Origin of the sequence: Blastomonas sp. CCH1-A6, assembly GCF_001556365.1 — a bacterium.
GTDB lineage: Bacteria > Pseudomonadota > Alphaproteobacteria > Sphingomonadales > Sphingomonadaceae > Blastomonas > Blastomonas ursincola.
Map to the genome: position 1 here is coordinate 44,463 of NZ_LSIS01000317.1, position 13,029 is coordinate 57,491.

General features: G+C 66.2%; 10 protein-coding genes. 4 read left to right on the plus strand and 6 right to left on the minus strand.

All coding sequences use genetic code 11. The annotated features are described in order from the left end of the window. Nucleotides 1-4 precede the first annotated feature (4 nt). A complete protein-coding gene (gene fghA, locus AX735_RS15235) occupies nt 5-856 on the minus strand; it encodes an S-formylglutathione hydrolase (protein WP_066282064.1) in 852 nt (283 codons plus the stop codon). Further along, a complete protein-coding gene (locus AX735_RS15240; RefSeq protein ID WP_066282066.1) occupies nt 856-1,968 on the minus strand; it encodes an S-(hydroxymethyl)glutathione dehydrogenase/class III alcohol dehydrogenase in 1,113 nt (370 codons plus the stop codon). The genes fghA and AX735_RS15240 overlap by 1 nt, the downstream gene beginning before the upstream one ends. Before the next feature lie 156 nt (nt 1,969-2,124). On the opposite strand from AX735_RS15240, the gene AX735_RS15245 reads away from it, so the two are divergent. Continuing rightward, nucleotides 2,125-4,173, plus strand: coding sequence for an ATP-binding protein (locus AX735_RS15245; protein ID WP_171007761.1), 2,049 nt, complete (start codon nt 2,125-2,127; stop codon nt 4,171-4,173). 10 nt (nt 4,174-4,183) lie between these two features. On the opposite strand, the gene AX735_RS15250 is transcribed toward AX735_RS15245, so the two are convergent. The 3 genes from AX735_RS15250 to AX735_RS15260 all read right to left on the minus strand — a co-directional run bounded on the left by AX735_RS15250 (nt 4,184) and on the right by AX735_RS15260 (nt 9,776). Continuing rightward, entirely contained in the window at nt 4,184-6,448 is a 2,265-nt protein-coding gene (locus AX735_RS15250) for an NADP-dependent malic enzyme (RefSeq protein WP_066282135.1), read from the minus strand. Nucleotides 6,449-6,619: 171 nt separating this feature from the next. Then, the gene (locus AX735_RS15255; protein WP_066282073.1) at nt 6,620-8,467 is read right to left on the minus strand and encodes an alpha/beta hydrolase; all 1,848 of its coding nucleotides are present in this window, start codon (nt 8,465-8,467) and stop codon (nt 6,620-6,622) included. 91 nt (nt 8,468-8,558) lie between these two features. Further along, nucleotides 8,559-9,776, minus strand: a complete 1,218-nt coding sequence (locus AX735_RS15260) for a hypothetical protein (protein WP_137775625.1) — start codon at nt 9,774-9,776, stop codon at nt 8,559-8,561. Nucleotides 9,777-9,901: 125 nt separating this feature from the next. Here AX735_RS15260 and AX735_RS15265 point away from each other — a divergent pair, with 125 nt between their 5' ends. The 3 genes from AX735_RS15265 (at nt 9,902) to AX735_RS15275 (ending at nt 12,413) form a co-directional block, all read left to right on the plus strand. After that, nucleotides 9,902-10,681 carry an enoyl-CoA hydratase gene (locus tag AX735_RS15265; protein WP_066282077.1) on the plus strand — a complete coding sequence of 260 codons (780 nt, stop codon included), beginning with the start codon at nt 9,902-9,904 and terminating at the stop codon, nt 10,679-10,681. A 117-nt stretch (nt 10,682-10,798) separates the two neighbouring features. Further along, entirely contained in the window at nt 10,799-11,953 is a 1,155-nt protein-coding gene (locus tag AX735_RS15270) for an acyl-CoA dehydrogenase family protein (protein WP_060978987.1), read from the plus strand. A 22-nt stretch (nt 11,954-11,975) separates the two neighbouring features. Next, nucleotides 11,976-12,413, plus strand: coding sequence for an acyl-CoA thioesterase (locus tag AX735_RS15275; RefSeq protein WP_066282080.1), 438 nt, complete (start codon nt 11,976-11,978; stop codon nt 12,411-12,413). Between the two features lie 39 nt (nt 12,414-12,452). Here the strand turns inward: AX735_RS15275 and AX735_RS15280 are convergent, their stop codons facing one another. Further along, nucleotides 12,453-12,827 (minus strand): PRC-barrel domain-containing protein, encoded by a 375-nt coding sequence (locus AX735_RS15280; RefSeq protein WP_066282082.1) that lies wholly within the window; start codon nt 12,825-12,827, stop codon nt 12,453-12,455. Nucleotides 12,828-13,029 lie beyond the last annotated feature (202 nt).

Genomic DNA, 13,029 nt, shown 5'->3' on the forward strand with positions numbered 1-13,029 from the left:
TCGCTCAGCCCTTCAACCGCGCGGCGTGCCAGCGCAGGTGATCCTCCATGAAGGTGGAGATGAAATAATAGCTGTGGTCATAGCCCGGCTGCATCCGCAGCGTCAGGTCAATGCCCGCCCTGTCGCAAGCCTCGGCGAGCAGCTGCGGCTTGAGCTGTTCGGCCAGGAAGCTGTCGGCATCGCCCTGATCGACCAGCAGCGCGGGCACGCGCGCGCCATCCTCGATCAGCGCGACCGCATCGTGCTTGCGCCACGCGGCGCGGTCCTCGCCCAGATAGCCGGTCAGCGCCTTGACGCCCCAGGGCACCTGCGAGGGCGCGACGATCGGCGCAAAGGCCGAGACCGCACGAAACCGCTCGGCATGCGTCAGCCCGATGGTCAGCGCGCCATGGCCACCCATCGAATGGCCCATGATCGACTGGCGCGTCAGGTCCGCCGGGAAGCAGTCGCCGATGATCTCGGGCAGTTCCTCGGTGATATAGCTCCACATCCTGTAGTGCTGCGCAAACGGGTCCTCGGTCGCATCGACGTAGAAGCCTGCCCCCAGGCCGAAATCGTACGCACCTTCTGGGTCATCCGCGACGCCCTCGCCCCTCGGGCTGGTATCAGGCGCGACGAAGATCAGGCCGAGCTCGGCACAGGCCCGGCGGAAATCGCCCTTTTCGGTGACATTGGCGTGGGTGCAGGTGAGGCCCGAAAGATACCAGACCACCGGCAGCTTCGCGCCCTCTTCATGATCGGGCACGAAGACCGAGAAGGTCATGTCGGTGCCGGTGGCCTCCGAGGCATGGCGCAGCACCGCCTGTTCGCCGCCGAAGCTCTTGGCCGACGAGATGGTTTCGACAGCGACCGGCATCAGAACACCACCACCGAGCGGATCGACTTGCCCGCATGCATCAGGTCGAATGCGGTGTTGATCTCTTCCAGTCCCATGACATGCGTGATCATCGGGTCGATCTCGATCTTGCCCTGCATGTACATGTCGACGATCTTGGGCACGTCGGTGCGGCCCTTCGCGCCGCCGAACGCGGTGCCGCGCCAATTGCGCCCGGTGACCAGCTGGAACGGCCGCGTCGCGATTTCCTTGCCGGCCTCGGCCACCCCGATGATGATCGAGGTTCCCCAGCCGCGATGGCATGCCTCGAGCGCGGTGCGCATCACCTCGGTATTGCCCGTCGCGTCGAAGGTATAGTCCGCGCCGCCATCGGTCATCTCGACGATCTTGGCGACGACATCCTCGCGGCTCATGCCCTTGCTGTTCAGGAACGCGGTCATGCCGAACTTGCGGCCCCATTCCTCGCGATCGGGATTGATATCGACACCGATGATCCTGTCCGCACCCGCCAGCCGCGCACCCTGAATGACGTTGAGGCCGATGCCGCCCAGGCCGAACACCACGACATTGTCGCCGACCTGGACCTTGGCGGTGTTGATGACCGCACCGACCCCGGTGGTGACACCGCAGCCGATATAGCAGCTGGTCTGGAACGGCGCGTCCTCGCGAATTTTGGCGACCGCGATCTCGGGCAGCACGGTGAAGTTCGAGAAGGTCGAGCAGCCCATGTAATGGTAGATCGGCTGGCCCTTGTAGCTGAACCGGGTGGTACCGTCGGGCATCAGCCCCTTGCCCTGGGTCGCGCGGATCGCGGTGCACAGGTTGGTCTTGCCCGAAAGGCAGCTTTTGCACTGGCGGCATTCGGGGGTGTAGAGCGGGATGACATGATCGCCCGGCTTGACCGACGTCACGCCCGCGCCGACCTCGCGCACGATCCCGGCGCCTTCATGGCCGAGCACGCTGGGGAAGATTCCCTCGCTGTCGAATCCGTCGAGCGTATAGGCATCGGTATGGCAGATGCCCGTCGCCATGATCTCGACCAGAACCTCGCCCGCCTTGGGACCTTCCAGGTCGAGCTCGACGATTTCCAGCGGCTTCTTCGCTTCAAAGGCAACGGCGGCACGGGTCTTCATGGGTCGCAGACTTTCTGTTGATGGGGTCGCAGCGCCTCTAGCACCCTCGCGTGCCTGCGTTAACCCCGCAACGGGACGGTGGGGTGGAAGAAATGCTCAGCTTCGTCTGGCGCTTGGCGCATCCGGGCCTATATTGCGCAAAACCTGATGCGCGGCATGGCTCGCGCGTCTATGGACGGGTCGATGCTGCTCAACCTCAGCCAGGCGAATTTCCGCAATGACGATGATGCCGCGCGGCTGGCCGCGCTGCGCGCCTATCAATTGACCCCCGACGATCCCGATAACGGCCTTTATGCCGATCTGGTCGGGCTGGCCCGGTCGCTGGGCGGCACCGAAACCGCGTTCATCTCGATCGTCGAGCAGGATCGGCAATGGTTCAAGGCGTCGCAGGGGCTCGACGTGACCGAAACGCCGCGCTCGATCGCCTTTTGCGACCATGCCATCCGCCAGAGCGAGGTGATGGTGGTGCCCGATGCGCTGGCCGATCCGCGCTTCGCCGACAACCCGCTGGTCACCGGCCATCCGCATATCCGCTTCTATGCCGGCGCCCCGATCATCAACGGCGATGGCTTTGCGCTGGGCACGATCTGCCTGTCCGACAGCCGGCCGCGTGAAGCTTTCGAGGGTACCGAGCAGCTCGCCGCGCTTGCCCGTCAGGTCGCGGCGCTGCTCGAGCTGCGCAAGCAGCTGATCCACCAGCAGCTCGCTGCCGACCTTGCCGCCGATCAGCGCGACCGGTTGTGGGACTCGTCGCTCGACATGATGCTCATCACCACCACCGACGGGCTGCTGGTGGCGGGCAATCCGGCCTGGGAAAAGGCGTTCGGCCCGGTTCCCGGCGACGGCAAGGGCCATATCCGCGACTATTTCGCCAGTCCCGATGAGGCCGAAGTGGTCCAGCTTGCCAGCGGCCAGACCGACGTCCAGCTCGAGCGCGAGATGCGCGGGCGCGACGGCCAGCAGATCTATGCCAGCTGGAGCCTGGCGCGCGAGGGCGAGCTGATCTTCGGCATCGCGCGCGACATTACCCGCGCCCGCGCCGCCGAGGCGCAGCTGGCGCAGGTGCAGCGGATGGAATCGATCGGCCAGCTGACCGGCGGCATCGCGCATGATTTCAACAATCTGCTCACCATCATCTCGGGCAATCTCGATATCGCGCAGAAGCGCATCGCCACAGGCCAGGTCGACCGCGCCGAGGCCGCCATAGCCAACGCGCGCGACGGGGCGAGCCGCGCCGCCAACCTGACCCAGCGCCTGCTCGCCTATGCCCGGCGCCAGTCGCTCACCCCGACGCTGATCAAGCCGACCGAACTCATCCGCGATCTCGAACCGCTCGCAGCCCAAGCGCTCGACGAACGCCACGAGCTCGCGGTCGACTGCCCCGACAGCCTGTGGCCGATCACCGTCGATGCCAGCCAGCTGGAAAATGCGCTGCTGAACCTCGTGGTCAACGCGCGCGATGCCATGGACCAACCGGGCACGATCACCATCCACGCCGCCAACGCGCTGCGCAACGAGGAGGACATGGCCGACGGGCACGACGCGCCGCCGGGCCGCTATGTCCGCTTCTGCGTCAACGATACCGGATCGGGCATTCCGGCCGATATCGCCGCGCATATCTTCGAGCCGTTCTTCACCACCAAGGAGATCGGCAAGGGCACCGGGCTCGGCCTCAGCCAGGTGCAGGGCTTTGTCGCGCAATCGGGCGGGTTCGTCACGCTGAAGACCGCGCCCGGCGAAGGCACGACGTTGAGCCTGTGGCTGCCGGTCACGGCAGATGCGTTCGACGACCTGCCCGGCCGCGATGGCACCGGCGATGCCGAGGCGATGTGTCGCGCGGGCTGCACGATCCTTCTCGCCGAAGACAATGCGGCATTGCGCGCGCATGTCAGCGACGTGCTGCAGGAAGCCGGTTTCCGCGTTGTCGAGGCCGAGGACGGTCAGGCCGCGCTCGACATGATGCGCGCCGCCGAGGAGCGCCCCGATCTGCTGCTGAGCGACATCACCATGCCGCGGCTCGACGGCAAGGCGCTCGCCGCAGAAGTGCACCAGTCCTGGCCCGAAATCCCGATCGTGCTGATGACCGGCTATGCCGGCGGCGCGATCGACAGCTGCCCGTACAATGTGCTGATCACCAAGCCGTTCGCGCCGGATGATCTGGTGGCTTTGGTGCGGCGAACGCTCGCCGCCGCACCGGCAGCCTGATCGGAAAAGGTCAGCCGACCACGCCCGCCGAGGCGAGCAGCGCCAGCGTGAGCAGATCGCCCGCGGTCGAGGACATCGAGGCGATCTGCACCGGCTTTTCCATGCCGATCAGCATCGGGCCGATCATCGCATCGCCACCCAGTTCGCGCAGCAGCTTGGCCGAGAGATTGGCCGATTGCAGTCCGGGCATGATCAGCACATTGGCCGGTGCCGACAGGCGGCAGAACGGATAATTGGCCATCAGCTTCGGGTTGAGCGCGACATCGGGCGACATCTCGCCTTCATATTCGAACGCGACCCCGCGCTGGTCGAGAATGCTCACCGCATCGCGGATATTGTCGAGCCAGCGTCCCGAGGGATTGCCGAAATTCGAATAGGACAGGAACGCGACGCGCGGCTCGTGCCCCAGCCGCCGAGCGACATGCGCGGTATTTTCCGCGATGCACGCCAGTTCCTCGGCATCGGGGCGTTCGTTGACCGTGGTATCGGCCAGGAACACGGTATGGCTCTTGCCGACCATGACATGGATGCCGAACGGCGTCTGGCCCGGCTTGGGATCGAGCACGCGGCGGATTTCGCGCATCGACTGGCCGAAGGTGCGGGTGATGCCGGTCAGCATCGCATCGGCCTCGCCCAGATGGAGCAGCGCCGAACCGAAGATGTTGCGGTCCTGATTGACCATGCGCTTGACGTCGCGCTTCAGATAGCCGCGCCGCTGCAGCCGTTCGTAGAGCACGTCGACCATGTGCGGCACCAGCGGCGAGTTGGTGCTGTTGTGCACCTCGAACGCCATCGGATCGTCGACCGCCAGTTCCTTCAGCTTGTCGCGCACGCGCTGCTCGCGGCCGACCAGCACCGGCGTGCCATAGCCGCCATCGCGGAACTGGATGGCAGCGCGCAGCACCACCTCCTCCTCCGCCTCGGCAAAGACGACGCGCTTGGGATTGGCACGCGCATCGCTGTACACCTGGGTCAGCACCGCGGTGGTCGGGTTGAGCCTCGACTTGAGCGAATGGCGATAGGCCGCCATGTCCTCGATGCGCTTCTGCGCGACGCCGGTGTCCATCGCCGCCTGCGCCACTGCCGCCGAAACCCGCTCCATCAGGCGCGGATCGAACGGGGCGGGAATGATGTAATCGACGCCGAATTTCTGCGTCGCGCCGCCATAGGCCGCCGCCACCTCTTCGGGCACCTGCTCGCGCGCGAGTTCGGCAATCGCCTTGGCGGCCGCGATCTTCATCTCCTCGTTGATCGCCGTCGCGCGCACGTCGAGCGCGCCGCGGAAGATGAACGGGAAGCCGAGCACGTTGTTGACCTGGTTCGGATAATCCGACCGGCCGGTGGCGATGATCGCATCGGGCCGCGCCGCCTTGGCATCGGGCGGGGTGATTTCCGGATCGGGATTGGCCATGGCGAAGATGATCGGCTGCGGTGCCATCTTCATCACCATGTCGGGCTTCAATGCGCCAGCGGCCGAAAGCCCGAGGAAGATGTCCGCCCCGTCGAGCGCCTCTTCGAGCGTGCGCCGGTCGGTCTTGGCGGCATGCGCCGACTTCCACTGGTCCAGATCGTCGCGGCCCTGATAGATCACGCCCGAACGGTCGCACATCAGCACGTTGTCGTGCGGTACGCCCATCGCCTTGATCAGCTCGGTGCACGCGATCGCTGCAGCGCCCGCGCCGTTGACCACCATCTTCACGTCCTTGAGCTCGCGCCCGGTCAGATAGCAGGCGTTGAGCAGGCCAGCGGCGGAAATGATCGCGGTGCCATGCTGGTCATCGTGCATGACCGGGATGTTCATCCGCTCCTTCAGCGCCTGTTCGATGATGAAACAGGCCGGCGCCCCGATATCCTCGAGGTTGATCCCGCCGAAGCTGGGTTCGAGCAGCTCGACGCATTCGATAAAGCGGTCGACATCCTCGGTATTCACCTCGATATCGATCGAGTCCACATCGGCGAAGCGCTTGAACAGCACCGCCTTGCCTTCCATCACCGGCTTGGAGGCAAGCGCACCGAGATTGCCCAGACCCAGGATCGCGGTACCGTTCGAGATGACGGCCACCAGATTGCCCTTGGCGGTATAGTCATAGGCGGTCGCCGGGTCCTCGGCGATCGCGCGCACCGGCACGGCCACGCCCGGCGAATAGGCGAGGCTCAGGTCGCGCTGCGTCGCCATCGGCTTCGAGGCGATGATCTCGATCTTGCCGGGACGCCCCGCCGAATGGAAGTGCAGCGCCTCGCGCTCGGTGAACTGGACGTTGCTCTTATCGCTCATCGACAGGCCCTTGTCTGGCGAACGCATGGGCTGCGTCCGCTGGTTGATCGAAATGTGTTCTGCCGCTTGCCCGGCCCGATGGTTTGATGACGCCCCGCTGGGTCTTGCATAGACGTGACCGCAAGCGTTGGGCAAGCCTTGACGCTACGAAATGTTGCGCAGCATGGCGCTTCAGCCATGGTCCTCGCCGCGCAGCGCGGCCGCGACCAGGTCGGGCCGCTGGAACAGCAGCATACGCCCGGTGCCGGGTACGATCGCGGCGCGCGAACCCGGCCAGAGCCCCTGCCAATAGGGCACGGAATCGGATGCGGCGTACATCGTGTCCTCGGCCCCGCACAGGATCGTGATACGGCTGCCATCAGCGAGCGGGCGCACCGTATCATGCGGTTCGCAGCGCGCGATGGCGAGGAAGCCCGCCCCGCCCTGCATCGCGCTCTGCTGGGTCGAACGGACATAGGCGGCGAGGATATCGCGATCGGCCAGCGTGGCGCGGTCCGCTTCCGATCCGCCGACCACCTGCAGCACCAGCCGCTCGACCGTGCGTGCCGAGGCGCGGCGCGACAGGTGCGTGGCGAGCGGCGCGACCAGCCCGGGGCGCGAATAGACCAGCCGCTTGACATGGCCCTGCAACCCGCCGAGCCGGCCGTCGGCCAGCGGCGGCGGCTCGGGGTTGAGCACTACCGCGCGGTCAAAGCGGTCGGCATGCTGCACCGCGAAATGCGCCAGCACCATCGTGCCGCCGCGCGCAAGAATGCACGTCCGGGCGATCCCCAGCGCATCGAGGATCTCCAGGATATCGCGCATGTTGTGGTCGAGATAATCGCCCTCGATCATCGAGGTGAGGCCGAAGCCGGGCCGGTCGAGCGTGATCGGGCGGACGCCGCCGGCCTGCAGCGCGGCGATCGCCTTTGCAGGCAGGTGCCGCCCGGTGGTTGCGGTGTGCAGGCAGATGAGCGGGATGCCGTCGCGCGGCCCGTGATCGGCAAAGGCGATGCGCCCCGGCCGGTCGCGGCGCGGTAGCAGCCGCAGCGGTTCGGCGCCGCGCGTTGCCACCGACAGGTCGATATCGGTCGCATCGGCGAGGGCCGCCACTGCCTGGATATGCCCGACCAGCGTGGTCAGCTGCACCACGGATTGCAGCTCGCACTGCGCGAAGATCGCCTTCAGCTCCGACTTGACGATGTTGACCGACAGCCCCAGCCGCAGCGCGCATTCCTCGCGCGTCAGCCCGCGCGCGATCGTGTCGGCGATGCGTGCCTGGCGTTCGGACAGCCCGAAGATATCGCGCAGCACCGGCTCGATCGCGAGATCGCCGGGCTGCTCGCCGCTCTCGATCTGCAGGCACAGCGCGACGAACTCGCCTTGGCGGTGGCAGCCCGCCTTGGCCATCGCGGACTTGATCGCATCGCGCCCGGTCTCATAGCCGATGCCCTCCATCCGCGCCGCCTCGCGCACATCGCCGCCGCGCACCAAGGCTTCGGCCATGCTGACCTCGCGCGCGGAAAAGCCGAACAGCCGCGCCGCTGTCGCCAGCCCGCGCGGTTGCAGCGTCGGCGGCAGATGCGCGACCAGCGCATAGCAGGCCTCGCCGCGTTCGAGCGCGCGGCGCACCTCGGCTGCCAGCGGCCAGTGGCGCGCGGCGGCGAGCGGGGCGGCGGCCACCGCGATGAACTTGCCCCGGTCCTCGAGCAGGTACGACACGCTCGCGCGCCCCGCTCTCAGCGCGCCGAGCTCTGCCCGGCCGCGGTTGAGCGGCGCGGCCCAGGCGGCAAAGGCCGGGTCGGCGATCACGATCGCGCCGTCGGCGTCGCAGGCGGCCGAGGCATAGGCGCGCGGATTGACGAAGGCGGGGCCCGCAGGCGCGCGATCGGCATCGTGCATCAGCGCTTCGGCCAGCGCCTCGGGCGCTTCGGCAAGCACCGCGCCAAAGCCTTCACTATCCTCGTGCAGCATGTCGAGCGGATTATGCGCATCGTCCGCAGCGCGGAAGCGTTCCAGAAAGCGCTGAGCGCGGGACATGGGCATGCCCTCCTGCCTTTGGCGCGACCCCCCGGCAGGGACAATGTGTCGAAAGGCCCGCGCCGAGGCAAGCCCCGGCGCGGCAAGGGCTCTAGCTCGGCACGCTGGGGGATGGAGCGGATTCTGGCGGAGCGGCCACGGTCAGGTCCATCTGCTCGAACCGGGTGCGGCCACCCCGCTGGCGGATCAGCGACTGGCCGGGGATGATGAAATCGGCCGTCAGCGTGTAGCGCTCGACCCGCTGCCGCCCCTGCATGTCACCAGGATCGGCTGCGGGCGTGTAGCGGCGCTGGGCAATGGTCTTGAGCAGCGGTGCCGCCCAGACCGCCCTGGGCGACCCGCGCAGAACCTCCACGTCGCTGACCCGGCCATCGGGCTCCACGGTAAAGCCGATATCGACCCAGCGCAGCGGCGTGCCCCCGCCCGATCGGCGGTCACCCGTGCGGGGCGCGATCGATTCCATCGCCGGAGCGCCATCGGGCTCGGGCATCCGCGGAGCCCATAGCAGCACCGGACCGCCGCGCTTGAGGTCATCGCCGAGGCTTGCGATCAGCGCTTCGACCGCATCCGAACCGCCATCCTTGACCGTCAGCCGAAGCCGCAGGATCTGCGCAGCCTTGCGCAGGCCATCGCCGTTGGGAGCCGCGTTGGCGACTACCGAATCGAGAACCGAAAGGGCCTCCTTTTCACGCCTCAGCCGGTAGAGCATATTGGCCCGGCCCAGATCGGCGCGCATCGCGACCAGCGGCTGGCCTGCCGCCCGGGCATCGTCGGCCAGGAAACGGAGCCGGTCCATGGTGTGCAGGGTGCCGAAATTGTGCGCCTGCGCCGCGATCATCCGCATGCGCGCCATCAGGGCATTGGCGGATTGGGGCGCATGATCGCCGAGCAGCCGGCTCGCCTCTGCCGTCGCGCGCAGTGCCTCGCGCTGATCGCCATAATGCCAGGCGACCGTCGCACGCGCCGTCTGAAGTTCGGCCACCGCGAAGGGGTCGCTGTCTGCAGCAGTCCTGGTCCGCGACACCGACCGTCCCAGCACCTTGCGCGCATCATGATATTGCCCGTTCCGGAACTGCGCCTCGGCATAGCGGACCGTGGCGATCACGTCCTCGCGCACGGTGCATCCGCCCGCCTCGCAGCGTTCCATCGCAGCCTTGAGATCGGCGAGTTTCGCCCCGACCACGACGATCTCGTCGCGCTGGAGTGGGCCGGGGTTCGCGGCAGCGGGGTTGAGGGCGGCTGGGCTTTGCGCTAGCCCGGCAGTGGAAAGCATCAATAGCCCAGTGGCAGCAAACAGACGGGTGGCCATCCGGTACTCCATCGCAAGAACAACTCCCAGTCGGAAGATTAACACTGGTATCGGAGAAGCCATAGCGAATAAATCTGTGCACGATGATAGAAACGGCCCCAATCGCCGTCATAATGGAGAGATAAATGCCGCTCGTCCTTACTGAAATCGAAGACGCTGTCGCCATCGTGACGCTGAACCGGCCCGAGGCGATGAATGCGCTGTCCAAGGCCTTGCGCGCCGAACTGGCCGAGGCGATGCTGGCCGTGGCGCACGACGATGCGGTGCGCGCGGTGGTGCTGACCGGGGCGGGGCAGCGCGCGTTCACCGCCGGGCTCGACCTCAAGGAACTGGGCGCGAGCACCGAGGGGCTGGGCGCGGCCAACGCCACCGACCCGCGCGACAATCCGGTCAAGGCGGTCGAGCAATGCGCCAAGCCGGTGATCGGCGCGATCAACGGCGTCGCGATTACCGGCGGCTTCGAACTCGCGCTCGCCTGCGACGTGCTGATCGCATCGACCAATGCCCGCTTTGCCGATACCCATGCCCGGGTCGGCATCATGCCCGGCTGGGGTCTGTCGCAGAAGCTTTCGCGGATGATCGGCATCTCGCGCGCCAAGGAGCTGTCGTTCACCGGCAATTTCCTCGATGCCGACACCGCCGAGCGCTGGGGGCTGGTCAATCGCGTGGTCGAGCCGGACGGGCTGCTCCCCGCCGCCACCGCGCTGGCGCGCGACATGGCGAATATCGATCCCGCCATGCTCGCCGCCTACAAGAGGCTGATCGACGACGGCTATGCGATGAGCTTCGGACAGGGCCTTGCCCTAGAGGCGGAGCGGTCAACCGCCGCCAATGGTCAGGTCGCGCCGGAATCGGTCGAGCAGGCGCGGCTGGCGGTAATGGCGCGCGGACGAGCGCAGAGCTGACGCCGCTTTAACCGAACGATTAAATAGCGATTGACGTTTACGTCAACGCGGCGCTAGACCTTGGTGCACTGCCGCGCGGCATGAATCGCGCGGCCGAGAATTCACCGGAGAGAAGCCATGTCGCTCGATGCCCTTGCCCGCACCGCCTATACCGCCGATCACGAGGCCTTCCGCCAGACCGTGCGCCGCTTCATGCAGGAAGAGGTCGCGCCCAATGCGGTGAAATGGGACGAGGAAAAGATCGTTCCACGTGAAATCTGGCCCAAGGCTGGCGAGCTCGGCATGCTGTGCCCGACCGTGCCGGAAGAATATGGCGGCCTGGGCCTCGACTTCGGCTATAACGCCATCGTCAACGAGGAAGCGGCGTATTTCGGCGGATCGCCGCTCGGCTTCTCGTTGCAGTCGGACATCGTGGTCAACTATCTCGTCCAGTACGGTTCCGAAGAGCAGAAGCAGAAATGGCTGCCGCGCCTCGTTTCGGGCGAGACGATCACCGCGATCGCGATGACCGAGCCGGGCACGGGATCGGACCTTCAGGGCATCCGCACCACCGCCCGCAAGGATGGCAACCATTATGTCATCAACGGATCGAAGACCTATATCACCAACGGCCAGAATGCCGACCTGATCCTGGTCTGCGCCAAGACCGATACCGAGGTGCAGCCCGCCTGGAAGGGCGTGTCGATCATCCTGGTCGAAGCCGATCGCGAGGGCTTTGCGCGCGGCCGCAACCTCGACAAGATCGGCCAGGACGCTGCCGACACGTCGGAGCTGTTCTTCAACGACGTGCGCGTGCCGATGACCAACTGCCTCGGCGAAGAAGGCAAGGGCTTCATCTATCTGATGAGCGAGCTGCCGCAGGAGCGCCTGTCGATCGCCGTCTCGGCCCAGGCTTCGGCACAGAAGGCCTATGACGATACCGTCGCGTTCGTGAAGGACCGCAAGGCCTTCGGCAAGACGGTGTTCGATTTCCAGAACACCCGCTTCGTGCTCGCAGACCTCAAGACCAAGCTGCAGGTCGGCTGGGCGCATCTCGACTGGGCGCTCAACCGCCACGCCAAGAAGGAACTGACGGCGGTCGAGGGCGCGGCCGCCAAGCTGTGGCACACCGAATTGCAGTGGGAAATCATGGACAAGTGCCTCCAGCTGCACGGCGGCGCCGGTTACATGAACGAATATCCGATCGCCCGGGCCTGGCGCGGTGCGCGCGTGACGCGCATCTTCGGCGGCACCAACGAGATCATGAAGGAACTGATCGGCCGTTCGCTCTGAGCAGCTGACCAGGAACCATCGAATGCCCAAAGCAGAAGCCTGGCAGCGCGATCCGGAGAGCTATCCGTTCAGCACGGTCACCGAAACGCGCTTCCAGGATCTGGACCCGCTCGGCCATATCAACAATGTCGCGATGGCGGCGCTGTTCGAGAATGGCCGGGTGCGGTTCAACCGCAATCTGGGGCTCGAACGCCGTCAGCCGGGCGAGCGCTGGCTGATCGCGGCGGTCTCGATCGATTATGTCGCCGAAGCGCATTTCCCCGATCCAGTCGAGGTGATGAGCGGCATCGGGCGGATCGGCTCGTCGAGCTGGGACATCTATTCGGCCGCCTTTCAGCAGGGCGTGTGCGTCGCGACCTGCGTCTCGACGCTCGTGCTGACCGACAAGAACGGGCCCAAACCGATCCCCGAGCCGTTGCGCAAGCGCTACGAAGAGCTGTTCGTGCGCAAGCCGGGATGAGAAAAGGGCCAGAGCATCGCTGCTCCGGCCCTTTCGTCCTTACCAGTAAGGCTGGACCTGCCAGTAATTGTAGACGCTCGACTGATAGTCGCGGTCATAGGCGCGGTCACGATCGCTTTCGGAAAAGCGCGGCGCGTCCTTGAGCTGGTCGGCGGTCACGTTGACCAGATAGCCGCCAAGATCGGTGTCATAGCTGAGCTTCGACCAAGGCAGGCTGTGCAGTTCGCTGCCGATGCCCAGAAAGCCGCCGACCGAGACGATGACGTCGGTGACGCGCCCTTCGCGCTTGCTGATCAGCATGTTGGTGACGGTGCCGATCTTCTCGCGATCCGCGCCATAGACCGCGGTGCCATCGACGCGGTCGCTCGAGATGGTGTCATAGCCGCGTTCGAGCGTGCTGTCGGTCATGTTCATGGGGGTTCTCCTCGTGCTGTCCGCCGGTTCGCCGCTTCCGTTGGGGAATGGGGCGCTGACCGGGCCATGAGGCGGTTTGGGGGGCGGCCCGGCCAGCAGGGCATCAAGGGTTGAACCCGCAAAGCGTTGCTCGCCTCGTCGCAAATTGCGCTGCCAATACCGATACTTCTGTTTTTCATGGGGCTGGGCTAGGGTTGGGCGA